The sequence below is a fragment of the Bacillus haynesii genome, assembly GCF_014042035.1.
In the GTDB taxonomy this organism is placed as follows: Bacteria; Bacillota; Bacilli; order Bacillales; family Bacillaceae; genus Bacillus; species Bacillus haynesii.
This window is the reverse complement of sequence record NZ_CP059494.1, coordinates 3,422,368-3,448,028: the sequence shown is the minus strand read 5'-3', so window position 1 is coordinate 3,448,028 and position 25,661 is coordinate 3,422,368. Positions and strand designations below refer to the sequence as shown.

General features: G+C 48.0%; 25 protein-coding genes. 7 read left to right on the top strand and 18 right to left on the bottom strand.

Annotation, left to right across the window (positions count from 1 at the left end; genetic code table 11):
* Positions 1–31: 31 nt before the first annotated feature.
* The 7 genes from H2R00_RS17025 to H2R00_RS16995 form a co-directional block, all read right to left on the bottom strand.
* A complete protein-coding gene (locus H2R00_RS17025; RefSeq protein ID WP_182069913.1) occupies positions 32–1,639 on the bottom strand; it encodes a CTP synthase in 1,608 nt (535 codons plus the stop codon).
* Positions 1,640–1,895: 256 nt separating this feature from the next.
* Positions 1,896–2,411 carry a DNA-directed RNA polymerase subunit delta gene (rpoE, locus tag H2R00_RS17020; protein ID WP_154998395.1) on the bottom strand — a complete coding sequence of 172 codons (516 nt, stop codon included), beginning with the start codon at positions 2,409–2,411 and terminating at the stop codon, positions 1,896–1,898.
* Between the two features lie 302 nt (positions 2,412–2,713).
* Positions 2,714–3,853, bottom strand: coding sequence for an acyl-CoA dehydrogenase (locus H2R00_RS17015; protein ID WP_154998397.1), 1,140 nt, complete (start codon positions 3,851–3,853; stop codon positions 2,714–2,716).
* Between the two features lie 21 nt (positions 3,854–3,874).
* On the bottom strand, positions 3,875–5,005 hold the full coding sequence (locus H2R00_RS17010; RefSeq protein ID WP_154998399.1) for an acyl-CoA dehydrogenase family protein: 1,131 nt from the start codon (positions 5,003–5,005) through the stop codon (positions 3,875–3,877).
* A 12-nt stretch (positions 5,006–5,017) separates the two neighbouring features.
* Positions 5,018–5,881: a 3-hydroxybutyryl-CoA dehydrogenase gene (locus H2R00_RS17005; RefSeq protein ID WP_182069912.1), complete on the bottom strand. Its 864-nt coding sequence runs from the start codon at positions 5,879–5,881 to the stop codon at positions 5,018–5,020.
* Positions 5,882–5,896: 15 nt separating this feature from the next.
* Positions 5,897–7,075 (bottom strand): acetyl-CoA C-acetyltransferase, encoded by a 1,179-nt coding sequence (locus tag H2R00_RS17000; protein WP_182069911.1) that lies wholly within the window; start codon positions 7,073–7,075, stop codon positions 5,897–5,899.
* A gap of 97 nt (positions 7,076–7,172) precedes the next feature.
* Positions 7,173–9,287: a (Fe-S)-binding protein gene (locus H2R00_RS16995; RefSeq protein WP_182069910.1), complete on the bottom strand. Its 2,115-nt coding sequence runs from the start codon at positions 9,285–9,287 to the stop codon at positions 7,173–7,175.
* Between the two features lie 149 nt (positions 9,288–9,436).
* Here H2R00_RS16995 and cls point away from each other — a divergent pair, with 149 nt between their 5' ends.
* Complete coding sequence (gene cls, locus H2R00_RS16990) at positions 9,437–10,627, top strand: cardiolipin synthase (protein ID WP_154998407.1); 1,191 nt, start codon at positions 9,437–9,439, stop codon at positions 10,625–10,627.
* Between the two features lie 73 nt (positions 10,628–10,700).
* Complete coding sequence (locus H2R00_RS16985) at positions 10,701–10,967, top strand: general stress protein (RefSeq protein WP_154998409.1); 267 nt, start codon at positions 10,701–10,703, stop codon at positions 10,965–10,967.
* Between the two features lie 84 nt (positions 10,968–11,051).
* Here H2R00_RS16985 and argS read toward each other — a convergent pair whose 3' ends face one another.
* The 4 genes from argS to speE form a co-directional block, all read right to left on the bottom strand.
* Entirely contained in the window at positions 11,052–12,722 is a 1,671-nt protein-coding gene (gene argS, locus H2R00_RS16980; RefSeq protein ID WP_182069909.1) for an arginine--tRNA ligase, read from the bottom strand.
* Positions 12,719–13,147 (bottom strand): YwiB family protein, encoded by a 429-nt coding sequence (locus H2R00_RS16975; RefSeq protein WP_234113274.1) that lies wholly within the window; start codon positions 13,145–13,147, stop codon positions 12,719–12,721. The genes argS and H2R00_RS16975 overlap by 4 nt, the downstream gene beginning before the upstream one ends.
* Positions 13,148–13,304: 157 nt before the next feature.
* Complete coding sequence (gene speB, locus H2R00_RS16970) at positions 13,305–14,177, bottom strand: agmatinase (protein WP_043925194.1); 873 nt, start codon at positions 14,175–14,177, stop codon at positions 13,305–13,307.
* Between the two features lie 54 nt (positions 14,178–14,231).
* Positions 14,232–15,062, bottom strand: coding sequence for a spermidine synthase (speE, locus tag H2R00_RS16965; protein ID WP_003186080.1), 831 nt, complete (start codon positions 15,060–15,062; stop codon positions 14,232–14,234).
* A 264-nt stretch (positions 15,063–15,326) separates the two neighbouring features.
* On the opposite strand from speE, the gene H2R00_RS21315 reads away from it, so the two are divergent.
* Both H2R00_RS21315 and H2R00_RS16950 read left to right on the top strand, forming a co-directional pair.
* Positions 15,327–16,049, top strand: a complete 723-nt coding sequence (locus H2R00_RS21315) for a hypothetical protein (RefSeq protein ID WP_234112376.1) — start codon at positions 15,327–15,329, stop codon at positions 16,047–16,049.
* Between the two features lie 129 nt (positions 16,050–16,178).
* Positions 16,179–18,251: a transglycosylase domain-containing protein gene (locus H2R00_RS16950; protein WP_182069908.1), complete on the top strand. Its 2,073-nt coding sequence runs from the start codon at positions 16,179–16,181 to the stop codon at positions 18,249–18,251.
* 60 nt (positions 18,252–18,311) lie between these two features.
* Here H2R00_RS16950 and H2R00_RS16945 read toward each other — a convergent pair whose 3' ends face one another.
* A complete protein-coding gene (locus H2R00_RS16945) occupies positions 18,312–18,827 on the bottom strand; it encodes a YwhD family protein (RefSeq protein WP_076788182.1) in 516 nt (171 codons plus the stop codon).
* Positions 18,828–18,839: 12 nt separating this feature from the next.
* Complete coding sequence (locus H2R00_RS16940) at positions 18,840–19,523, bottom strand: site-2 protease family protein (RefSeq protein WP_234113275.1); 684 nt, start codon at positions 19,521–19,523, stop codon at positions 18,840–18,842.
* A gap of 87 nt (positions 19,524–19,610) precedes the next feature.
* Between H2R00_RS16940 and H2R00_RS16935 the strand changes: the two genes are divergently transcribed.
* Entirely contained in the window at positions 19,611–19,796 is a 186-nt protein-coding gene (locus H2R00_RS16935; RefSeq protein WP_003186089.1) for a 2-hydroxymuconate tautomerase, read from the top strand.
* Positions 19,797–19,838: 42 nt separating this feature from the next.
* Here H2R00_RS16935 and H2R00_RS16930 read toward each other — a convergent pair whose 3' ends face one another.
* The 4 genes from H2R00_RS16930 to H2R00_RS16915 all read right to left on the bottom strand — a co-directional run bounded on the left by H2R00_RS16930 (position 19,839) and on the right by H2R00_RS16915 (position 23,125).
* Complete coding sequence (locus tag H2R00_RS16930; protein ID WP_154998418.1) at positions 19,839–20,645, bottom strand: zinc-dependent metalloprotease; 807 nt, start codon at positions 20,643–20,645, stop codon at positions 19,839–19,841.
* 182 nt (positions 20,646–20,827) lie between these two features.
* Entirely contained in the window at positions 20,828–21,331 is a 504-nt protein-coding gene (locus H2R00_RS16925) for a YwgA family protein (protein WP_154998422.1), read from the bottom strand.
* 30 nt (positions 21,332–21,361) lie between these two features.
* Positions 21,362–22,660, bottom strand: a complete 1,299-nt coding sequence (locus H2R00_RS16920) for an HD domain-containing protein (protein ID WP_154998424.1) — start codon at positions 22,658–22,660, stop codon at positions 21,362–21,364.
* Positions 22,661–22,900: 240 nt separating this feature from the next.
* Positions 22,901–23,125 (bottom strand): YuzB family protein, encoded by a 225-nt coding sequence (locus H2R00_RS16915; protein ID WP_003186096.1) that lies wholly within the window; start codon positions 23,123–23,125, stop codon positions 22,901–22,903.
* Positions 23,126–23,344: 219 nt separating this feature from the next.
* Here H2R00_RS16915 and H2R00_RS16910 point away from each other — a divergent pair, with 219 nt between their 5' ends.
* Both H2R00_RS16910 and H2R00_RS16905 read left to right on the top strand, forming a co-directional pair.
* Entirely contained in the window at positions 23,345–24,133 is a 789-nt protein-coding gene (locus H2R00_RS16910; RefSeq protein ID WP_182069907.1) for an RsfA family transcriptional regulator, read from the top strand.
* Positions 24,134–24,309: 176 nt separating this feature from the next.
* Positions 24,310–24,639 (top strand): YjdJ family protein, encoded by a 330-nt coding sequence (locus H2R00_RS16905; protein ID WP_182069906.1) that lies wholly within the window; start codon positions 24,310–24,312, stop codon positions 24,637–24,639.
* Between the two features lie 170 nt (positions 24,640–24,809).
* Here H2R00_RS16905 and lipL read toward each other — a convergent pair whose 3' ends face one another.
* Positions 24,810–25,655, bottom strand: a complete 846-nt coding sequence (lipL, locus tag H2R00_RS16900) for an octanoyl-[GcvH]:protein N-octanoyltransferase (protein WP_026580256.1) — start codon at positions 25,653–25,655, stop codon at positions 24,810–24,812.
* Positions 25,656–25,661 lie beyond the last annotated feature (6 nt).

Here is a 25,661-nt window from a genome sequence, read left to right as displayed (position 1 = left end):
CGGCGTGATTTGCCGGCAGGCTTTTTCTTTTTTACAGCTTTTCCGAAGTCTTTAGCGAAGCATGTACGAAGTCTCTGAACAGAGCCTGAGGTCTTGTCGGTCTTGACGTAAATTCAGGGTGGAACTGAGACGCGACAAACCATGGATGGTCTTTAAGCTCGATAATTTCCACGAGGCGGCCGTCAGGGCTTGTCCCGGAAAATACGAATCCGGCTTCTTCCATCTGCTGTCTGAACTCATTGTTGAATTCGTAGCGGTGGCGGTGGCGTTCATACACCACTTCATTTTCATATGCCTGATACGCTTTCGACCCTTCTTGAAGCTTGCATGGATAAAGTCCGAGGCGCAGTGTGCCGCCGAGGTCTTCAATGTCCTTTTGTTCAGGAAGAAGGTCGATAATCGGATACGGTGTGGAAGGATCGATTTCGGCTGAGTGCGCTCCTTCAAGACCGAGCACGTTTCTCGCGTATTCAATCGATGCCACCTGCATTCCGAGGCAAATGCCGAAGAACGGAATCTTTTGTTCTCGGGCATATTTGACTGTCGTGATTTTCCCTTCAACACCGCGGTCTCCGAATCCGCCCGGCACAAGAATACCGTCCGCATCGTGAACAAGATCGGCAACGTTGTCTTCCGTCACTTCTTCCGCATTGATCCATTTAACCTGAATGTCTGCGTCAAACGCATAACCCGCATGGCGAAGCGATTCCACAACTGAAATGTAAGCATCCGGGAGCTCGACGTATTTACCAACCAAAGCGATCGTCACCGTTTTGGACAGATTTTTCACCTTATTGACGAGTTCTTTCCACTCTTCCATATCGGCTTCTCTGCAGTCCAGCTTCAAGTGGCTGCAGACCAGGCTGTCCAGCCCTTGTTTTTGCAGATCGAGAGGAATGGAGTAGAGCGTATCCGCATCTCCGGCCTCGATGACAGCTTTAGGGTCGATGTCGCAGAACAGCGCGATTTTATCTTTCATGTCCTGAGAAATCGGCATTTCTGTTCTCACGACGATGACGTTTGGCTGAATGCCGAGGCTGCGCAGTTCTTTTACGCTGTGCTGAGTCGGCTTTGTTTTCATTTCTCCCGCCGCTTTAAGATATGGAACAAGCGTACAGTGAATGTACATCACATTGTCGCGGCCGACATCGCTCTTGATCTGGCGGATCGCTTCGAGAAACGGCAGCGATTCGATATCACCGACGGTTCCGCCGATTTCGGTGATTACGACATCAGCGTTCGTTTCTTTTCCGGCGCGGAATACGCGGTCTTTAATTTCATTTGTGATATGAGGGATTACCTGTACGGTACCGCCTAAATAATCGCCTCTGCGCTCCTTTTTCAGCACCGTGGAATAGATTTTTCCTGTTGTCACGTTGCTGTATTTATTTAAATTGATGTCGATGAAGCGCTCATAATGGCCGAGGTCAAGATCCGTTTCCGCACCGTCGTCGGTTACGAAGACTTCACCGTGCTGATACGGGCTCATCGTCCCCGGGTCTACGTTGATATACGGGTCAAATTTTTGAATGGTGACATTCAAACCTCTGTTCTTCAGCAGGCGACCGAGCGAAGACGCCGTAATTCCTTTTCCAAGCGAGGATACAACTCCTCCGGTTACAAAGATATATTTTGTCATTTCTGTACCCCTCTCTTCGATTAACGCTTATTCCTTAAAATGCTCTTTTTATGAAAAATCATTTAGATCTTTTCTAAATGATTTAAATGATTAGGAGGCGGAAAAACAAGAAAGCTCCCTTTCAATTTCTTGAAAGGGAGCTGATAGTCCGTATCACTCGAATCTCTTCGTTTTGAAGAGCCCAAAATACATACTACATAGTTCGCCTGTGAAAGTCAAGATCGATTTAGACATGAAATTCCGTTCAGACGGCAAATTAATCTTCGTCTTCCTCTTCTTCAAAATCTTCATCATCATCCAGGATCTCGTCTTCAAGATCATCCAGCTCATCATCGTCTGCTTCATCGATTTCTTCGAATTCATCGGCGTCAATGTCCAAATCTTCTTCGACATCGTCAAGAAGAATATCATCCTCGTCGATTTCTTCGAATTCGTCAAGATCAAGATCTTCTTCAACCACTTTTTTCGCTTTTTTCTTTTTCGCTTTTACAGTCGGCTGCGTTTCTTCATCAAGCTGATCATACGGATACCAGCTGCGCAGGCCCCACGTTTGGTCCGACAGCGCCAAAAAGCGTCCGTCGATATTTAAATCTGTGTAGAACTGGGCGATGCGGTCTTCCAGCTCTTCTTTCCCCATTCCAAGCAAGGAAGCTACTTGATCTGTTAGCTCCTGGAATGTAATCGGTTTTTTGTGTTCCGAGAAAATTTCGTATGCGATTTCAACTAAAGCCATTTCCTTTAGCTGTTCCTCTGAGTATTGTTTCAAACTCATCGCCAGACACTCCCTTTCTATCTTCATGTATGTATCTACTATCTCTGTCATAGAAAATAAGCATGTAATCCCTGTCTTTACGACAAACCATACCTCTCATTATAAACAAAAGAAATCACTTTATGCCACCTTTATTCCCGTTAATTCAATAATTTTTACCGGTTGCATTGGAAATCGGCGGCAAGCGGGATTGCAACATAGAACAGCCGGGAGCGTCCGGCTCCGTCAAAACGAAAAAAACTGTGCCGGCAGCCTGTCCGCCGGCAGCAGATCAAGCCGTGCCAGACGGCTGTTTTCCACCCTTATTTCATCAGCATTCTCGAAATGACGAGCTTCTGAATTTCCTGCGTTCCTTCATAGATCTGAGTGATTTTTGCATCGCGCATAAAGCGCTCGACCGGATAATCCTTTGTGTAGCCGTATCCGCCGAATATTTGCACAGCCTCCGTCGTCACTTTCATGGCCGTATCCCCTGCGTAAAGCTTTGACATGGCGGAAGCTTTTCCATAAGGCAGTCCCTCTGATTCCAGCCATGCCGCCTGGTAGGTTAAAAGCCTTGAAGCTTCAATCTCCGTCGCCATATCAGCCAGTTTAAAAGCGATGCCCTGCTGCTCGGCGATCGGCCTGCCGAATTGCTTCCGCTCTTTCGCATACGCCTTCGCCGCCTCAAATGCGCCCTGGGCAATCCCGACGGCTTGAGCGGCAATTCCGTTTCTGCCTCCATCGAGCGTCTTCATTGCGATTTTAAAGCCTTCACCTTCCCCGCCAAGGCGGTTTTTTAAAGGCACGCGGCAGTCCTGAAAGATAATTTCGGTTGTCGGCGATGAACGGATGCCCAGTTTCCTCTCTTTTTTCCCGACAGAAAAGCCGGGAAAATCCTTTTCAATGATAAAAGCGGTTGTGCCTTTGTGTTTCTGTTCCGGCGCAAGGTTGGCAAACACGATGTAGAAGTCTGCGATTCCGCCGTTTGTGATAAAAATCTTCGTCCCGTTTAAAATATATTCATCACCGTTTTTGACCGCGCTCGTTTTCATGCCGCCGGCATCGGAGCCTGAACCGGGCTCCGTCAATCCGTAGGCTCCTATTTTTTCACCGCGGGCCATCGGCTTTAAGTATTCCTGCTTCTGTGCTTCTGTTCCGAATGCGTAAATCGGCCAACCCGCAAGCGATGTATGGGCAGACAAGGTGACACCCGTTGAGGCGCAGACTTTCGAAAGCTCTTCAACCGCGATGACGTAGGCGAGATAGTCGCTGCCGATCCCTCCGTATTCCTCAGGCCACGGTATACCCGTCAGCCCCAATTCCGCCATTTTTGCAAACAGTTCCCTGTCAAACCGCTCTTCCTCATCCCGCTCCTTCGCAGTCGGCTCCACCTCGTGATGGGCAAAGTCGCGCACCATCTTCTGTATCATTTGGTGCTCTTCACTCAGCTTAAAGATCATCCTTTTTCCCCCTTTGACACCTTATAAACGCTTACCGATAACGATCCGCTGGATCTCGCTCGTGCCCTCATAAATTTCACACACTTTCGCATCCCTGAAATATCGTTCAGCGTTAAAATCCTTTGTGTATCCGAAATCTCCGAGCAGCTGCACGGCCTCTCCGGCGACATACATCGCCGTTTCCGAAGCGAACAGTTTAGCCATTGAAGCAGCTTTTCCCGTCTGCATGCCTTGCTGTTTCAACGAAGCGGCCTGATAGACGAGAAGCCTGGCTGCCTCTGTCCTCGCCGCCATGTCGGCCAGCTTAAAGGCAAGCCCTTGTCCGTTCTTATACAGCTCTCCGTCCGGATACCGTTTTTTTAGAAATTGGACAGCTTCAAAAAGCGCTCCTTCGGCGATGCCTAGAGCCTGCGCCGCAATTCCGATCCGGCCGGTATCCAGGTTGGACAGGGCCATTTTGAATCCCTTTCCTTCCTCCCCCAGCAGCTGCCGCGCAGGAATGACAGCGTTATCAAAATTTAAAGTGACTGTTAGCGAACCGTGAAGCCCCATTTTCTCTTCATTTTTCCCGATGAAAAAGCCCGGCGTGCCCTTCTCCACGAGAAAAGCCGAAATGCCTCCCGTTCCCGCCTTCGGATCGGTTGAAGCAAAAACAAGATAAATGTCCGCGGCTCCGCCGTTTGTGATAAAAACTTTCGTTCCGTTCAGCACATAGGTATCGCCGCGCTTTTCGGCCCTGGTTTTTAGACTGCCCGCATCGGAACCGGCACTCGGTTCGGTTAAACAAAAAGCTCCCAAGTACTGCCCTGCTGCCAGCTTTTTAACATAATGCTCTTTTTGCCGCTCATTTCCGTATAAAAGAATGGGAATGGTGACAATTGACGTGTGTACAGATAGAATCGCACCTAGAACGGCACTTTTCTTTGACAGCTCATGTATGGTCATCATATAGGTGATGAAGTCATGGCCGGCCCCGCTGTACTTAGCCGGTATCGGAAGCCCCATCCAGCCGCGCTCCGCCATTTTCTTCAAAAGAGAGGTTGGAAAACGTCCTTTTTCCATTTCAGGTACAAAAGGAGCGACCTCCTGTTCGACAAACTCCCTGACAATCTTCTGCATGCGGGTCTGCTCTTCTGTAAACTGAAAATTCAAGCTCACCCCTCCTTATGTCGGCTGCTTTTCGTACGTATAAAACCCTCTGCCCGTTTTCTTTCCGAGACGTCCTGCGCTGACATATTGTTTAAGGAGCGGACAAGGCCTGTATTTATCATCGCCAAAGCCTTCATGCAGCGTCTCCATAATATACAGACACGTATCCAGACCGATCAGATCGGCGAGAGCCAACGGGCCTATCGGATGGTTCATGCCAAGCTTCATGATTCCGTCTATGCTTTCTTTCTCAGCGACGCCTTCATAAAGTGCAAAAACCGCCTCATTAATCATCGGCATTAAAATGCGGTTGGAGATAAATCCCGGAAAATCCCGCACCTCTATCGGAACCTTGTTCATCCGCTCCGCCGCAGCCACGACGGTTTCATATGTTTCGCCGCCCGTCTCAAGCCCCCTGATGACCTCGACAAGCTGCATGACCGGAACCGGGTTCATAAAATGCATACCGATAACGTTCTGAGGTTTTTTCGTGACGGAAGCAAGTTCCGTAATCGACAAGGACGATGTATTTGATGCCAATATGGCTGAGTCTTCGGTCACTTCATCAAGCCGCTTGAAAATCTCTTTTTTTACATCCATTTGCTCAACAGCCGCTTCAATGATGAGAAAGGCTTCCCGCGCTTCATCGAGCGAAGCCGAAGGAGAAAGACGCTGGTAGATTTGCTGCACGTCTCCATGCGGCAGCTTGCCTTTTTCCGCCTGTCTGACTAGCTGGCTGGAAATGCGCTTCATTCCTTTTTCAATTTGTTCAGGTGATACGTCATACATATAAACATTGTATCCGGCCTGGGCAGAGACCTGGGCGATCCCGGCTCCCATCTGGCCGGCTCCGATGACCATGATCGTGTCTTTTTTCATTTGAAATCCCCCTTTTTATACCTCGATCATCACGGCGTCTCCCTGGCCGCCGCCGCTGCAAATGGCAGCAATACCCGTACCGCCGCCGCGCCGTTTTAATTCGTACATAAGCGTTAAAATGATTCTTGCTCCGCTCGCACCGATCGGATGGCCAAGCGCAATGGCGCCGCCGTTGACATTGACCTTCTCCATGTCAAGGCCCGCGATCTTTCCGCTTGCCAAAGCAACCGCGGCGAAAGCTTCATTGATTTCAAAAAGGTTGATATCAGAAAGCTCGGCTCCCGTTTTGTTAAGCAGTTCTCTGATGACAAGACCGGGGGTTTTCGGGAAGTCTTTAGCTTCGACTGCAATGGATGTGTGCGCTTTAATGACGGCGGACGCCTTCATATTAAGTTCCTTTGCCTTGTCTTCATTCATCACGATAAGTGAGCATGCCCCATCATTTACCCCCGGCGCGTTTCCCGCAGTAATTGTCCCATCATGGTCAAAAACCGGGGCAAGCTTTGACAGCCTTTCCAATGACGTGTCGGCCCGCGGAGCTTCATCTTGATCAACAGTTAATTCGCCGCCCCGCTTCTCTTGGATGCTGACCGGGACGATCTCTTCTCCGAGCACGCCTGAAGCCGCAGCCTGTACGGCCCGCATGTGGCTTCTGAGCGCCCATCGGTCCTGCTCTTCCCTGGCAATCTCCAACTCTTTCGCAGCAGCATTTCCGTAGGAGCCCATGTGAACGCCTGTAAATGAGCATGTCAGCCCGTCTGTGATCATTAAATCTTTAACCGCTCCGTCTCCCATTCTCAGCCCCCACCTCGCTTTTTGAAGTAAATAAGGGGCGTTTGACATCGATTCCATACCTCCTGCGGCAATGACCTCCGCATCACCGGCCCGGATGATCTGATCCGCCATTGTGACGCTTCTTAAACCTGAAGCGCACACTTTATTAATCGTTTCCGTTTTGACGTCCCATGGAAGTCCCGCAAAACGCGCGGCCTGCCTCGACGGCAGCTGCCCCTGTCCGCCTTGAAGAACTGAGCCCATGATGACTTCATCGACATCCTCAGGATGTACACCGGAACGTTTTAATGCCTCTTTTATAGCGATTCCGCCGAGCTCCGCCGCCGTCTTTGATTGAAGCGCGCCCCCGAGTTTTCCAAAAGGCGTGCGCGCTCCGCCTGCAATAACCGATCTCGCCACCTGACATCCTCTCCCCTTATCATGATTTGTACATACCGAAGATAAAAGAAGGCGGAGATCCAGCTCACACCTTCTTTATTCAAAACCTGAAATCCGTCTATGATGCATGTTCTTTTTGTTCTGACCCGAATACGGCGCGTTCAAGCAGCTCCGCTACATCGTACGTGCCGACCTGATCCTCCAATTCCTTGGCTTTTGTTCCGTCACCGAGCATCGTCAAACAATACGGACAGCCCGAACTGATGACAGAAGGCGAAGTGCTGAGCGCCTGCTCCGTTCTGGCAACGTTGATCCTTGTTCCAGCCTCTTCCTCCATCCACATGAGGCCGCCCCCCGCTCCGCAGCACATTCCGTTTTCACGGCTGCGCTCCATTTCCGTTAAACGGATGCCCGGAATGGAGCGGAGAATATCGCGCGGCGGATCGTAAACCTCATTGTAGCGGCCCAAATAGCATGAATCATGAAAGGTGACGGTTTCGTGGACCGGAAACTCAGGTTTCAGCCTTCCTGCTTCAATGAGGGCAGCGAGAATTTCTGTATGATGATATACTTCCGCTTTCAGACCAAAATCAGGATATTCATTTTTAAAAATATTGTATGCATGCGGATCGATGGTTACAATTTTTTGAACATCATTTTTTTCAAATTCTTCAATGTTTTTTGCGGCAAGTTCCTGGAATAAAAACTCGTTGCCAAGCCGCCTCGGCGTATCGCCTGAATTTTTTTCTTTATTGCCTAAAATCGCGAACGTGACCCCGGCTTGATTGAGGAGGCGTGCGAAAGCCATGGCGATCTTCTGGCTTCTCCGGTCATACGATCCCATCGACCCGACCCAAAACAGGTATTCAAAGGACTCGCCTTTTTTCTTCATTTCCTTCACTGTCGGCACCTCAACGTCGTCTCTCATGTCACGCCAGTTTTCACGTTCTTTTCTGTTTAATCCCCAAGGGTTCCCCTGCCTTTCAATGCTTGTCATGGCGCGCTGGGCATCTGCATCCATTTTTCCTTCTGTGAGCACGAGATAGCGGCGGAGATCGATGATCTTATCGACGTGCTCATTCATGACCGGGCACTGATCTTCACAATTCCGGCAGGTTGTGCAGGCCCAAATTTCTTCTTCTGTGATGATGTCGCCGATTAAGCTCGGATTGTAAAGTTCTGAAGCAGCCGCTTCCCTTGTTCCTTCTCCCCCTGCCGCCATGGCCAGCTGGTTGCCTTTCGTATGCTGAAAGAGCGGCGCGGGAACCCAAGGCGTTTTCGATGTCACTGCTGCTCCCTTTTCTGTCAAATGGTCTCTGAGCCGCAAAATCAGATCCATCGGCGAAAGCATCTTGCCTGTTCCGGTAGCCGGGCACATATTCGTACAGCGCCCGCATTCCACGCACGCGTAAAGGTCGATCAGCTGGGACTGCCTAAATTCCTCGATCCTTCCGACGCCGAACGTTTCTTTTGTTTCATCTTCAAAATCGATTTTTTGAAGCTTTCCAGGGTTTGTCAGCCGACTGAAAAATACGTTTGCCGGTCCGGCAATTAAGTGGGCGTGTTTTGACTGCGGCACATAGACTAAAAATGTCAGTAAGATGAGAAGGTGCGCCCACCATGCCAAGTAGAACACTGCCGCTGAGGCGGTTTCCCCCATAAAGCCGAAGGCAAAAGCGATGCCTGATGCCATCGGTTCGTGCCATGATAATGAATGTTCATGCCAGACCATGTTCATACCGTTTCCGAGTAAAACGGTAAACATCAAGCCGCCGATCAGCATGAGCACGATCCCCGACTTAAAATTGCGCTTCAGTCTGACGAGCTTTTCAATATAGCGCCTGTGAAAAGCCCAGACTACCGCAATTAAAATCATCAGCGTGACGATTTCCTGAAAAAACGTAAACGCCGGGTAGACGCCGCCAAGCGGAAGGCCTTGATCAGGAACGAGCCCTTTCAAAATAAAATCGATCGCTCCGAACTGTACGAGAATAAATCCGTAAAAAAACATGACATGGATGATGCCGCTTTTTTTATCTTTAAGCAGTTTCTTTTGGCCGAACACATTCTCCCATATCTTTTGAAGGCGCTCCTTCGTCCGCTTATCAAAATCCTCTTTTTGTCCGAGCCTGATGTAACTGATTCTCGTTCTGATCAAATAGACAAACAGATAAACGGCGTAAGCGGTTACACCTAAAAACGCAATAAAATTCAACCACAGTAAGACATTCATCAGCTGCTCCCCCTTTCATTTCCCCAACCTTAAATCCCCTTGAACTACCTTTATCTTAAATAATGAATGAGTGTTCAGTCAATATATTTTCATAAATGCAGGAAAATAGGGGGACACTATTCTTCACACGAAAAAAGGGAGTGTCTTCATTGGTGCCGCTTATGATTATGGTATGTTTTCTCATCCTGCTTCTTGCGCTCGATTTCCGTTTCGGCCGTAAAGCCTTTGAGAAGAAAGCCTACGAACCCGTTTTTTCAGAGAAGAAAAGCGATATTGAACTGATTCATAATGGAGAAGACTTGTGTGAGCGGCTTATGGATGACATCCGCCAGGCCGAATCGTCGGTGCATGTCATGTTTTATATTGTGAAGAACGATGACATCAGTCTTGAATTTTTGAAGGTGCTGAAGGATAAAGCGAAATCCGGCGTATGCGTCCGCTTGCTGATCGACCGGATCGGCGCGATGAAGGTGAAGAAAAAAGTGCTGTCCGGCTTGAAACAAAGCGGAGCGCACGTTTTTTTCGTCAACAAGCCGGGCTTCCCTTATTTCTTTTATCGGCTGAATGCAAGAAATCATCGAAAAATCGCCGTCATAGACGGAAAGATCGGCTATGTGGGCGGATTTAACATTGCGAAAGAATACCTTGGTAAAAAAGCGGAATTCGGACCGTGGAAGGATTACCATTTGCGAATGGCGGGAGAAGGCGTGGCCGACTTGCAGCACATTTTTTTATCGGACTTCAAAAGAGAAGCGCCGCAGCCAAAGCCGGACAGCAGCGTGTTTCCGCCGCTGCATCGAGGAGCGGTCACCCATTCCATCCATGCGACAAAGGGGTTTTCTCTAGAGGAAAAATACATTTCATTTATTGAACAGGCAAAAGAAAGAATCATGATTTGCACGCCTTACTATATTCCGAGCCCGGCTTTGCAGCAGGCTGTTCTTTCAGCCAGGGAAAGGGGCGTGATCGTGTCGGTTCTCGTGCCGATGAAAGCTGACCATCCGCTTGTCAAAGAGGCCGCCTACACGCACTTTCCCGCACTCTTGGAAGCAGGCTGCTATATTTACCGGTACTACAGGGGCTTTTATCATGCAAAAGCAGTGATCGTCGATGACCGGCATGTGATGATCGGAACATCGAATTTTGACAACCGGAGCTTGTTTCTCAATGATGAAGTGAATGTCGTCATCCATGATAAAAACTGGGCAAAACAATTCTTTGACGTCGTCAAGGAAAGCATTGAACATGCTGAGCTTCTGACAAAGGAGCGGTATGCGAAGCGGCCGGTAATGCAGCGGCCCGTCGAATGGCTGGCGAAATCGATTTCATATTTTTTATGAATCGTACGTTTATCCTGCATAAGATACGGGTAACATTTCACCAAGGTGATGATTACATACGGAGGGATGTACGATGAACCAAGCAGAGTCGATTAAACTCCGCGCACAATCGATGACATTAAAAAACTTGATTGAGCTGTACAGGCTTTGCCGCTCAGCCAGACATCAGCTATATATATGCTCAAGAAAAACGATGTGCAAAATTAAAGATTTAATTGAGCTGGAAATGTTCAGAATGGCCAATCGCGAAAATGAGTGCCTGATTGTCATCGAAGGGAAAATGGCGCAGGAATTAGTAAAAAAAGCACAATCGATTCTTTCTGAAGCTCAAGTTCAATAAGACAAGGCGGCTCTCCTTCCTTTGTGAGACGCCTCCCCACCAAATAAAGAAAAAAGCCCCCGTTCAATGGACGGGGGCTTCGTTTTACATTTTTTCAGGCGCTGATACGCCGATCAGCTTGAGTGCATTATTTAATGTGATTTGTGTTGCCTTCATCAATGATAAACGCGCCCGGCTTTTTTCTTCATCTGCCGGATCGAGAACTTTCTCAGCATTGTAAAAGCTGTGGAGCACAGATGCCAATTCAAAAATATAGTTTGTAAGGCGGTGCGGAATCCGCTTCTCTGCGGCATCAGCGACAGCCTCAGGGAACGAGCCGATCACTTTTAGCAGATCATACTCTTTTTCAGAACCGATTTTCGTCAGATCAAGGTTTCCTTCAAATGAAATACCTTTTTCTTCGCCTTGGCGCAGCATGCTGCAAATTCTCGCATGGGCGTACTGCGCGTAGTAAACCGGATTTTCATTAGATGTAGAGACGGCCAGATCCAGGTCAAAATCCATGTGGGTATCGGCGCTGCGCATCGCAAAGAAGTAACGCACCGCGTCAAGGCCGACCTCATCAATGAGATCACGCATTGTGACGGCTTTTCCGGTTCTTTTGCTCATTTTCATTTTTTCGCCGTTTTTGTAAAGGTGGACGAGCTGGATGATCTCGACCTCAAGCGTTTCTTTGTCATAACCGAGCGCTTCAATGGCCGCTTTCATGCGCGGAATATAGCCGTGATGGTCCGCTCCCCATACGTTGATCAGCTTTTGGAAGCCGCGGTCAAGCTTGTCTTTGTGATAAGCGATGTCAGGCAGAAGATACGTGTAGGACCCGTCTTTTTTGATCAGCACGCGGTCTTTGTCATCGCCGAACGCCGTCGAGCGGAACCATGTCGCCCCGTCTTCTTCATAGATGTGCCCTTTTTCGCGAAGGGCTTCGAGCGCCTGATCGATCTTTCCGTTTTGGTAAAGCGATGTCTCTGAGTACCAGACATCAAATGGGACACGGAAATTCTCGAGGTCTTCACGAAGTTTGCCCAATTCGTACTTTAAGCCGTATTCGCGAAAAAACGCGAGGCGTTCACTCTCTTCTTCATGAACAAAACGGTCGCCGAATTCGTCAGCAAGCTTTCGGCCGATTTCCTTAATATCTTCGCCGTGATATCCGTCTTCAGGCATCGGCTTATCTTTTCCAAGCGCCTGATAGTAACGGGCCTCGACGGATAATGCGAGGTTGTTGATTTGATTGCCGGCATCGTTGATATAATATTCGCGGCTCACTTCATACCCCGCTTTTTCAAGTACATTGCAGAGGGAATCTCCGACAGCGGCTCCGCGGGCATGTCCAAGATGCAGGTTGCCCGTCGGGTTTGCTGAGACGAATTCCACCTGAACGCGTTCTCCGCCCCCGATATTTGTTTCACCGTAGGCCTCTCCTGCTTCAAGCACAGCCGGAATCAGCTTCGTTAAATATTGATTGTTCATGTAGAAATTGATAAAGCCCGGTCCTGCGATATCAAGTTTGTCGATCGACGCTTTTCCTTTGTCAAAGGATGCGACGATTTCCTCGGCAATATTCCGCGGCGCTTTTTTGGCGATTCTCGCCAGCTGCATAGCCATATTAGTAGAATAGTCGCCATGCGACTTGTCTTTCGGAACTTCCAATACGACTTCGGGAATCTCGCTTTCTGCGGCGAGGCCGGCTTTCATGACAGCTTCCTTAATTTCCTGCTTCAGCACATCTTTCATTTGTTCGACTATGTTCATGACTCGTGTCCTCCTCTATACGAAATCGACATCTTATGTAAATGCTTTTGTTCATCGCTTACAATCATATCGTACTCAACGCTGATCTTTCCATCTGGCGGCTGATGGGTGACGGATACGGCTTTTGTATCCACGCCAAGCTCGAGTCTGCCGAAAGGCATTTTATAATGAGTGACGGTGCGGCTGCCCGGCCTGAAACGCTGTTTCATTTCGATGGCGCCGGAACGCATGACCAGAACCTCGTTTTCACTTGCTTTGACGATCGTCTTCACCTTTCCCGCATCATGCTCTTCATGATAAGAAAGATATATTTTATCTTTTTTCATATAATAAAACCCAGTTGTCCGAAACTCGATTGTTTCTGTGTCCGATCCTTCCCGGATAACAGATTTCACATGGATATTAACGGGTGTCTCCTGATCCATTCCGACACTTCCTTTTTTGATCCGATTTGACTTGATTAGTATAATCATTCGGGAAAAAAAGTTCAACCGCAGCTCCTTTATACCATCTTAACAGAACGGACGGGGAGATAAACCATTTTCTAAGAAAAAAGCCGTCCTGAAAAAAGGACAGCCTGTTTTATTTCACCCAGCCGAGCAGCATTTCGCGAATCAGCTTGCTTGCCGTATTTGCGGTTTGTTCAGAATGGTCATAGACCGGAGCGACTTCGACAAGATCTCCTCCAACGACGTTGACGTCTGAGCGGGCGATTTCGTGAATCGAAGCGAGCAGCTCTTTTGATGTGATGCCTCCGGCGTCAACCGTACCGGTTCCCGGCGCATGTGCGGGATCTAAGACATCGATGTCAATTGTGACATAAACCGGACGCCCTGCGAGTTTCGGCAGGACGGCTTTAAGAGGCTCAAGCACTTCAAATTTGGAAATGTGCATGCCGTTTTCTTTTGCCCATTCAAACTCTTCTTTCATACCGGAGCGGATGCCGAATGAATAGACATTGCCAGGACCGATCAGTTCCGCGGCTTTACGGATCGGCGTCGAATGCGAGAGCGGCTCTCCTTCATAGTCGACGCGAAGGTCTGTGTGCGCATCCATATGGATGATGGCAAGATCGGGATATTTTTTGTACATCGCTTTAATGACCGGCCATGAAACGAGGTGCTCTCCCCCCATTCCGAGCGGGAATTTTCCTTTTTCTAAAATGCTGTCAACATATTCTTCAATCATGTCAAGGCTCTTCTGCGGGTTCCCGAAAGGCAGCGGGATGTCGCCGGCGTCAAAGAAATGAACCTCGTCCAGCTCCCTGTCCAAATAAGGGCTGTATTCTTCAAGCCCGATGGACACCTCGCGGATTCTCGCCGGACCGAAGCGGGAGCCGGGACGGTAGCTGACCGTCCAATCCATCGGCATCCCATAAAGGATGGCGTCCGCCTCTTCCCAATCGGGGCGGCTTGCGATAAACACCTTGCCGGAATATGCTTCATCAAATCTCATCTTCAAAAACCTCCCTGAAAAAAAGCGCAGAATGCCATCCTGCGCCAAACTGTTTTATTTGATTAAATCGCTGACGAATTTCGGAAGGACGAATGCCGCTTTATGAATTTCTTTTGTATAGTATTTCGTCTCAATATCGAAGAAGCGGCTGTCCTCCACTTCAAGAGGATCGTATTTTTTCGAACCGATCGTAAACGTCCACAATCCGCTTGGATATGTCGGAATGTTGGCCAAATACAGCTTTGTAATCGGGAAGATCTCTTTTACATCGCGCTGAACGTTTGTGATCAGTTCAGGTGTAAACCAAGGGTTGTCCGTCTGAGCAACGAAAATGCCGTCTTCCTTTAGCGCTTTTGCTATGCCGGCGTAAAAGCCTTTTGTAAACAAGTTGACAGCAGGCCCTACTGGCTCGGTTGAATCCACCATGATGACATCGTACTCATTTTCAGATTGGGCAATGTGCATGAAGCCGTCATCGACTTTTACTTCGACGCGCGGATCGTCAAGTTTGCCTGCAATGGAAGGCAAGAATTTCTTGGAGTATTCGATCACCTTGCCGTCGATATCGACAAGCGTCGCTTTTTTCACGCTCGGATGCTTCAAAATTTCACGGATGACGCCGCCGTCTCCGCCGCCGACCACAAGCACATGCTCAGGATTCGGATGCGTAAACAGAGGCACATGCGCCACCATTTCATGGTAGACAAATTCATCTTTTTCAGATGTCATGACCATGCCGTCCAGAAACAGCATGTTGCCGAATTCTTCCGTCTCGGCCATTTCGAGCTTTTGAAAGTCTGTCTGCTCTGTATGTAAAGTCCTGTTGATTTTCATCGTAATGCCGAAGTTTTTCGTTTGCTTTTCTGTATACCAAAGTCCGCTCAAAGCGTCATCTTCCTTTCATAATAAGCTGTATTTCCATCTATTTTTCTCGCCTGCAGCGACGATTATTCTGCACTGAAGCATCGGCTTTTGCCTAGGGAAAAAGTATAGAGGAATTGCAGGTGATTGTAAAGACAGACCGATTCATTTTCAGGGGTCATTCCAAGATCATTCTATTCCCATTGGCTGATTTTTCTTTTATAATGGCTAAGCTTAGCACAGATGTCCGTAAGGCTTATTCTGCCGTACTTTTGGAGGTGTTCTCATTTGCAGAACAAACAACTGCTCAAACTGTATATAACCGGCCGCCGGAAAAGGTTTTTATTGATATTTTTTCTGATCGGGGCGGCCGTTTTGTTTTTCAGCCCCGTTTATATCCGGGAGGCTGCCGTTCCGTCTTTGCTGGATTGGCTTCTCGAAGTCAGCGGATCCGTTTATTTGATGCATATGGTCGCTGTCCTGTCCGCAGCCTGTTTGTTTTACGGCACAGCGGAATGGATGCGGCGTTCAGCCGGTGCAATTGTAACAAACAGAACGGTTTGGCCATTGATTTTGCTCGGCTGCACCGTTTCTGCTTTTGTGATGATCTGCCTGCTGTTTTGGAGCACGGCCATCGGCTGGTTTACATTCGGCGGCTACGGCTCAGAGAATGTTCATCCTTTTTTTGAGCTGTCAGGTTCTCCTCTCTGGTTTGTCGTGTCACGCCTGTTCATTGACTGGTGGTCGCTTTGCTTTTTGATTTTTCTCGGTTTGGCGGGTGCGCTGATCGCAAAGAAAGAGCAGCTTGCTTTATGGCTGCCGCTTGCATGGTCTGCCGGTTTAATGCTCCTTTTCAAATTCAATATATCCTTTAAAGGGCTGCTCCCGGGAGAAGGCATGCTGTTGTCCATCCATGCAGCCGGGGCTTCCCCGATTCTGGCCGCATCTGTCAGCGAAGGTGCCGTTCTCGTCTTATGGCTGATTTTATATGTGATGACCCCCAAAAAATAGGATTCCTCGGATTGCTGTGTTAATCAGCCGCTCGAGTGTCTGCCGTTTTTTCCTTCCCGCTTGTTTAAATCCTCCTCTTTTTCCTCATAATGATAAGAACATTTTATTTATCCGGGAGGAGATTTGAACATGGACATGATGACGGACAAGCGGGTCCGTTTAACCATCAAGACGATACGCGCATTTTTGTTCATGGGAGCATTGATGCTGATCTTCCTTTCAATCGTTGTCATGACGGTGGTCCTGGCGGCCAAATGGCAAGGCGCTCCTTCGATTCAGGTGCCGAGGTCTACCGTGCTGTATGACGGAAGCGGAAAGCAGATGGGGGAAACGCATTACGGGCAAAAGCGGTACTGGGTTTCGCTGAAGAACATCAATCCCGCAGTCATCGATGCCACGCTTGCCGTTGAAGACCGGAACTTCTTCCGGCACCACGGCTTCGACTATATGAGGATGGGCGGCGCCCTCATTGCCGATCTAAAGGCGATGTCCAAGGTTCAGGGAGCCAGCACCATTACCCAGCAATATGCGAGAAACCTCTACCTCGGCCACGATAAAACATGGAAAAGAAAGTGGAATGAAGCTTTTTATACGATACGGCTCGAACAAAACTACACAAAGAAAGATATTTTGGAAGGCTATTTAAATACGATTTATTACGGGCATGGAGCCTACGGAATCGAAGCGGCTTCCCGGCTTTATTTTGGCAAGCGGGCCAAAGATATCAATACGGCGGAGGCTGCGATGCTTGCCGGCATTCCAAAGGGTCCTTCAGTTTATTCGCCTTTTGTTAATGAAAAAAAAGCGAAAGAACGCCAGGAAATGATCCTGACAATGATGGAGAAGGAAAACAAGCTGACGAAAAAGCAAGCGGCAGAACTGAAAAAGCTGCCGCTCCGCTTTGAAAAACAGGATAAGCAAACAACCGCAAAAACCGCTCCGTACTTTTATGACGAAGCTGTTAAAGAAATCGCGCGATTGCTGCATTTGACCCCGGAGCAAGCGGAAACAGGCGGCTACAACGTATTCACCACACTCAACCCGCGTCTCCAAAAAATTGCCGAGGACACGATCGAACACACGATAGATTCGTCATCCGATATTCAGGCAGGGTTTGCAGCGATCAACCCGACCGACGGCAGCGTTCTTGCGCTTGTCGGAGGACGCGACTACGAAAAAAGCCCGTTTAACCGCGTAACCCAGGCTATGCGGCAGCCCGGCTCCACCATGAAGCCTTTCCTTTATTATTCGGCTGTTCAAAACGGTTTTACGCCGGCCACCCGGATGAGGAGCGCGGAAACGACATTTGAGCTCGGGCAAGGCAGCTCTTATTCCCCAAGCAACTATCACGGCTATTATGCAGACGGCCCGATCACTCTTCTGCAGGCCTTGGCTTTGTCCGATAACATTTACGCCGTGAAAACGCACCTTTTCCTCGGCATGGACAGACTGATTGATGCTGCAAAACAATTCGGGATTACGAGCCCGCTGCAAAAAGTGCCGTCGCTTGCGCTCGGAACATCCCCTGTGAAGCCGATTGAAATGGTGAACGGATACGCCATGTTTGCCAATGGCGGGAAAAAAATCGAACCTTCCTTTATTACGAAAATTACCGATCCGAACGGGAAGGTTCTATACGAAAAACCGAAGCGAAGCAAACAAACCCTTGACCCAAAAGCAGCTTTTATCACGGCGAACATGATGAGCGGGATGTTCGACAAGTCACTCAACGGCTATACATCTGTTACCGGCCAGACGATCGCAGATCGGCTGACGCGCCCATACGCCGGAAAATCGGGAACAACCAGCACCGACAGCTGGATGATCGGCTTTTATCCCGGTCTTGCTTCAGGTGTGTGGACGGGATATGACAAAGAGCGGACAATCGATGCCGTCGCAGAGAAAAACTATGCCAAACAAATTTGGGCTGAATTTATGGAAAAAGCGCTTGAAGACGCGCCCGCCGCAGCTTTAACGCCGCCTGAAGGCGTGAAAGGGATGTACATCGATCCGGCTTCAGGCTATGCGGCGGCTCCTAGCTGTCCGTCCAAATATTTCGCTTATTTTATCGAAGGTACTGAACCCGAGCAGGTATGCTACGGAAAGGAAATCTATAAGGAGCAAAAAGCCGGGCACGAAAAGCCGGCCGCTCCCCACAAGCGGAAAAAGTGGTGGGAAAAATGGTTTAAAAAAGAAGAATAAACTCTTTTGGCGGGATAGACGAACCCCCCGGACTTCACGGCGGTCCGGGGGGTTTTTTTCCTATTGCTGGAGCAATCCCTTTTTCAGCTCGTCTGATGAACGGTCCCAAAGCCCTTGATCATGATTTTTCAGAAAATCGGCAAGAACGCGCTTAGAACCTTCATCCATATGCTCGACGATAATCTTCCGCTTCATCGACTTATCCATTAAATTCACGTGCTCCGGAAGCGATTTGTAGCCGCGGCGGATGCTTCTGTCCACCGTCATTTCACAAGCCGTCACACCCGCATAATAAGGGCCTTCTTCCCTGCGGTCGATCGTAACCCACACAAGCCAGTAAGGTTTTCCGTTCGGCACCTCTTCCTTGTTCGGCAAAAATTTGATTCCTTTTTCAACCGTGCTGCGGGCGTGCATGGCGCCGATATCAACAAACGCTTCTTTCTCTTCAACATCGACAAAGACAGGCGAGATGTTGTCAAGGCTTAAAGCGCCTGCTCCAAATCCCCCGTGTCCGTCTGTCGGATCGCTTTTAATAATGTTGAATCCGATTGTTTTTTTCTTTTTACCTTGTTCCATCAAAAATACCTCCTACATCAGCGGCCGGAAAACGCTGTTAAATATCAAGATGATCCATTCCCGCCCGTCATTCAAAAATGGCCAGAATACATATTGGCCAAGCGGTGTAATGACGATAATCAGAAACACGATCGAGCCGTACGCTTCATATTTCGACAGCTTCGCCCGCACTTCGGGCGCGACCACATCCTGTATAACCCGAAAACCGTCAAGGGGCGGGAACGGCATTAAATTAAACAAAAATAAAAGCAGGTTGAGATTCACCCAAATCGTGAAAAATTGAAGCAAGCCGCTGTAAAAACCGGAAGGCAGCGTCCCGGACAGCTTCACGGACAAAAGCAGCAACATAAAACCGATGAAAGCAAGGATCAGGTTGCTGATCGGTCCTGCGATTGACACGAGAAATCCGGCCAGCCTCGGATTTTTAAAATAAAAGCGGTTAACGGGCACCGGCTTTGCCCATCCGAATCCCAAAATAAAGATCAAAATCGTCCCAAACGGATCAAGATGCTTGAGCGGGTTAAGCGTCAGCCTGCCCTGCCGTTTGGCCGTCTCATCGCCGAATTTGTAAGCCACATACGCATGGGCGACCTCATGCACGGTGAATGCGGCAGCAAGTGTCAAAACAACATACGGAATCATTTCCAGCGGATAAATAAGAAAACGGTCTAAAATGTGGCTTTCCCTCTTTCTCATATACAAAGATTTACTATCTCCAGTATACTATAAGAGCACCTGATGCTAAAGTGAGCAGCCATTTTTTAAAAAGGAGGAGGAGAACATATGCCATACGTAACAGTTCAAATGCTGGAAGGCCGCACAGATGAACAAAAAAGAAATCTGGTGAAAAAAGTGACCGAAGCCGTCTCCGAAACAACTGGCGCACCTGCAGAAAAAATCGCGGTCATCATTGAGGAAATGAAAAAGGAAAACTACGGTGTCGCCGGCAAACGAATGAGCGATATGTAATGAAAACGGCGTCTGCCGCTTACGTGCGGGACGCCGTTTTTATTATCTATACCAAGCTTTGTTTTTTTCGATCTCTTTGTTATGCTCCGCGTCCCACACATCGACAGAATAAGCGTAGTCATAGTTCATAATGCAGCGGATTCCGCTTCCTTGCGCATCATGCCCCAAGCCGAAGTTATGGGAAAATTCGTGTGTAGCCGCTTTTGCCGTGTTGGCCGTTCCCTGGTCAAGGTTTACGCTGAAGGCGCTGCCGTTCGGCTTGCTGTTGTATACGTATGCGATACCGCCTGCATCAAAATTGCTGTTTGCCGTAAATCCGGCGACAAATTTATAGTTGCGCCCGCTGAAATTGCTCTGAAGGTTTGATAGAATTTGAGAGCTGTTGCTGCCGGAAGAGGTCCAAGGCGCCACAGCTTCGACGACAAAATCAATATCGTGATCCCTGTTGAACATGACATCCGCCTGCTCAATAATTTGGACGATTCTCGTCTGCCAATCGCTGTATTTCGCGCGATACTGAGCGTCAGCCACAGCCAGGACGCTCACTTTCTGACTTCCCGTGCCTGCCTGGGTTGAAAATGTCCCTTTGCTCGTATTTTTTTTAAACGTTTTCGTCCCCGTCACATTTCCTTTATCATCCAATATTTTCGTATTGACCGTTCTTTCAATTTGAACTTTTCCTTTCAAGTCTTTAAAGTCTTTCGCTTTAGGCAAAGAATCGATATGAGTTCCTTTTACTTCATGGCCGTGCTCATGATCGTGCCCGTCCACCTTGGCGGCGCCGGCTGTCACACCGGGGATGAGACTGACGGAAAGTAATAGAGATAAGAATAAAGAACGCTTTTTCACTGCTAAACCCCTCCTTTTTTTGAACGAATGAAAGATTCTGCTAGTCACCTAAAAATTCCTTCAATTCATCCAAAAAGAGGAAATATTACACACGTTCTGTTTACTGCTCTTTCTATTTCCCCGCAAAAATTCCAAAATGTTTACAAAAAAACAAAACAAAAAACCTACCGTTTCCGGCAGGCTTATGAACAAAGGTCTCTGAGCTTTTTTATGTAAGCGACGGCTTCATCGAATTCTTCGTCCGTATACCGCTGTTTGCTTTTTACGGTAAACACTTTTTCTCTGATCTCTTCCTGCTTCAGCCCTTCAAAATACAGAATCGTCGATACCAGTTCCAAAAAACGCGATGACTGGCCGTTCACGTCGTCAATATAGGCTTTAATATCCCCCATATCCAGCTCACACTGGCTCAAAAATTGCTTTCCCGCTTCAGTGGGCGAGTAGCGGTATTGATAATAGCCGCCTTTTTTTTCTTTGACTTCATGGAGAAATCCGAGATTGCAAAGTTCTTCGACTTGAAGCGTCAGCTCCTCTGAATACGGCCCGTAAAAATGAAAATCATACTTTTCATAAAAGGGAAGCTCCAATTTCTTTGCGATATAAATAATTTTCTGCAGCTTTTTCCGCCCAACAATCTCCCCCGAATCCGAGAAGACCTTCATCAGCTTTGCATGTTCTTTTAACAAATCTCCGCCATCTCCTTCATCCTTTTCTTTCTATATCAGTCCGAGCAATTCTTTCATTCTTTTCGCATGACGGCCGTCAGGCAATCCTTCGATCAAATCGAGCGGGAAATACAGCTTATGGTCCGTTCTCCGCTTACCTGATATCGCATCGACAATATCGGACTGCCGCGACAGCTCCTTAATCTGGCCGTTGTGCGTCAGCAATTGAATCGGGAGGCGCTCCTCTTCTTCCCCCGGTCTGTAGAAATCATAAGGAAGGTCTGAGGACGAATCCACCACAAGATAATAATCGGGATCAATCCCTGATTCTTTAAACAAGGCGGTCAGTTCAAAGTAAGTCGCCATTTCCTCATTCGGGTTGAATTCCGCATACTGGAACAGCCTGCGGTTGATAAAACGGCGGCATAAATCAGACAAAATCTCATCCTCTTCTTTTTCCCAGGCCTGAAAATAATAAAGAATGATTGATTCATCAAGACTTAAATAATCTTCCAATGTGACATTGCCTTCAAAAATAGAGTAAAAATGCACGGGCGCATGCGTGAACACATAGCCTTCCTCATGAAGCTGCTTTGCACGGTGAAGAATCTTCGTCAAAATCACTTCCGCACTTCTTGTCACAGGATGGAAATAGACCTGCCAGTACATCTGGTACCGGCTCATAATATAGTCCTCAACAGCATGCATTCCGCTTTGCTTAATGACGATTTGGTCTTCGCGCGGCCGCATCACGCGGAGAATCCGCTCCATATCGAAATGGCCGTAGCTGACGCCGGTATAATAGGCGTCCCTCTGAAGGTAGTCCATGCGGTCAGCGTCAATCTGGCTTGAGATCAGGCTGACGACCTGTTTATTTTGATAGGTTTTCGCGATGACCTCAGCGACATCCTTTGCAAACGTCGGACTCACCTTGTTTAACACTCGGTTAACCTCTGTATCGCCTAAAATGATCGCTCTCGTAAAATCTTCATGATCAAGCCGGAAGACCTTTTCAAACGAATGGGAAAACGGGCCGTGCCCCAAATCGTGCAGCAATGCGGCGCAAAGGCACAGATCGCGCTCGCTGTCATCCCATTCCCCCCTGCCTTTAAAAACGTCATCAACCATTCTTCTGACAATTTCGTAGACGCCGAGAGAATGGTTGAAACGGCTGTGTTCGGCGCCGTGAAATGTCAAATAGGTCGTTCCAAGCTGTTTGATTCTGCGCAGCCTCTGAAATTCACGGGTTCCGATCAAGTCCCATATCAGCTTGTCCCGTACATGGACATAGCGGTGAACAGGATCTTTAAACACTTTTTCTTCTGATAATTTTCCGTTTGGATACGCCATTTTTGTCCCTCTTTTTTTTCAAACGTGAGGCAAACTGATCGCTGCCCATCCGTCTCTTTTTCTTCGGAAAACTAAATGTATATTGTAAGTATTGCCCGATCTGCTTGTTTTCTTTTAGGTCTGTTTCTATTATATCGAGTCTGCTTTTTTGAAAACATCCTTGAATTTACCCGGCCATTTGTTCCAGCCTGCAAAAAACCCGGCAAACAAGCAAAAACGCCTGACCCGTTAGGGAGGCGGTTATTTTTTGAGTTTCTTTTTCACTTTTTCGATCAGCTCGTCTTCATCAGGAGCTGACAGCGGACGATTATTGACAAACGCGAACGATTTTTTTCGTCCCGGCCCGCAATAAGACTGGCAGCCGATTTCCACTTTTGCATCCGGATCGATTTCTTTCAGACGGGGCAAAAGCGTCTTTAAATTAGTGGCCTGACAATCGTCGCATACTCGAAATTCATTAGCCATTTCATACGCTTCCTTTCGTTTTGTTCATCTGTCTTTATGAAAGGCATTCAACCGTGCCGAACTTTGATAAAAAATGACACCATCCTTCATTTTACAAGGATTCTTTCATTCCTGCAAGGATCGCGCTAAAAAAATCAGTTCCTATTCTTTTAGCAAACTTGTATAAATATTTTCCAAAATGGACAATCTAATACCAATACTGACAATGGGAGTTGAGAAGTGATGAAACAAAGACAAGACGCTTGGTCTGAAGAAAATGATTTACTGCTTGCTGAAACGGTATTGCGGCATGTCAGGGAAGGCAGCACACAGCTGAACGCCTTCGAGGAAGTCGGAGACAGACTGAACAGGACATCAGCCGCCTGCGGTTTTAGATGGAACGCGGTTGTCCGCCACCAATACGAAAAAGCATTGCAGCTGGCTAAAAAACAAAGGAAGCAAAGAATGCGCGCCCTTGGAAACGGCCAGCCGGCGAAAAAACGCTTATTATACAAGCCGCCGGTCGAAACAGATGCTGAACCGCCTGCAGAAAGCGTCGTTGAGCAGCAGAAAACAACCGCCGATTCAAGCGAACAGCAGCCGATCGCTAGCGAGCATCTGCCTTATGTTGATGAGAGCTTTAAAGAAGAGTTAGCTAGTTTATCGCACCTTCTATCACCAAATCAGCCGCAAGCCGGCCATACAACCGATTCATCGAAAGACATGACGATCGATGATGTGATCCGCTTCCTGCAAAACTATACAGGAAACGAAGCACAGACTGCCGCTTTAAAAATGGAAAACGACCGCTTAAAACAGGAAAATGAAGAGCTGACGAAAAAAGTTGAAAAGCTTGAAGCGGAAGTCAAAAAGCTGGAAAAAGACCAGACGACCATCCAAGAAGACTACGAAACGCTCGTGAAAATTATGAACCGTGCAAGAAAACTAGTTTTATTCGAAGAAGACGAACACGCTGCGCCCGCCTTCAAAATGGACCGGAACGGCAATTTGGAAAAAATGGCTGAATAGCCTTTCAGAGGGGGCGGCAGAGACGCTCAGGCAGCTAGGACTGACAACGCATACGATAATTTTTCGAACCGATGATACCCCTTTCTTAAAAAAGGGGGTATTTTTACCTCTGCGGCTTGCTTTCATATGACAAAAATTTCATAATAGGGATAGCAATTCATAAGGCGGGGTATTTGATGAAGTTTGTTTTATATGCGGTTCAGTTCGGCACTGCGGCCCTTTTGTTTTTGTTTTCTGCATTGGCAAGCTGGTATCAAGGCAGCGAGCTTTTAAAGGTGCCGTGGGAGTGGAGATATACAGCCAAGTTTACAAGTTGGCTATACGGCGAGGACTCCATTAAAAACGCACATAATATTTCACAGCTTGATTTTTTCGTCTACGCGGCCAAGCATACGCCGGCAACCGTTATTTTAATGGCCGTCAGTTTGGCGTATATCATCGCTTTGGCGGCTTATCTTCTCATCAAAACAAATGTAAAACGAAAAAGCGCTTCGAGCGCAGCATAAAAAAAACCGCTTCGGAAGCGGTGAGGTGTGACAAAATCCTGAAACGTTCAACCGTTTTAGGATTTTGCCGTCTTTGAAGCATTTTCACAGTCCGCTAGAGGCCGCTGCGGTTTTTCACCGCTTTAAGCAAGCCTGCCAACGAATATAAAGGCGGCGCAGGGGCTCCTCTTCTAACCAAAAACTTTTTCATTCCGTTCAATCATACGGACAAGGTTTTTCTCATATGCTTCCTCTTCTGCGGGCGTGAGGGGGCCTTGGTAAATCTCCCCGCCCAGCTCTTTCAGCTGTGTCAGAAGCAAGAGCATCAAGTCCTGAACCGAGATGTCTTCATTGAGAAGTTCAGAGAGCGAAGCCATCGTTTCCGGGCGAATATCTGGATAAACGGCTTTTGTTTTCCCGCGCATGTCTTTCAATGCGGTGTCGTAGAAGCGTTTGATCAGTTCAGCGCGCCCGCTTCCGCTTTGATCAGCGCACAAATAAATTTGAACAGCCACTCCGCCTCTCAGGCGCCTTTGGGAAATTCCCGCAAACTTCCTTCCCCCGATGCTCAAATCAAAGCTGCCCGGACAGTAAGAGCCTTTGATTTCATAGGCTTCGATTGCTGCGTCATAGGATGACAGCATTCGCTTAACGAGCTCAAACATCGCTTCATAGCCCCGGTCGATATCAATTCCGTTTTTCTTATCCTGAAAAATCAGCGAAACGTTTAAAACCCCGCTGTCCAAAACGACGGCCAGTCCGCCGGAATTGCGAACGATGACTTGATACCCCGCTTCTTCAAGCAATGAAATCCCGTCTTGTAAATAAGGAAGCCTTGTATCCTGAATTCCGAGTACGATCGTGTCATGGTGCACCCAGGAACGCGCCGTCGCCGGAGACAAACCCTTTCCGACAGAAGCGCACAGCGTATCATCTATCGCAAATGATTGTTTTGCATCAAAATATGGGCCGAGACTGGATTGGTCAATGATTCTCCATTTCGGCTGGATGAGTAGATCAATCGGTTGCTTTGCCATATATAT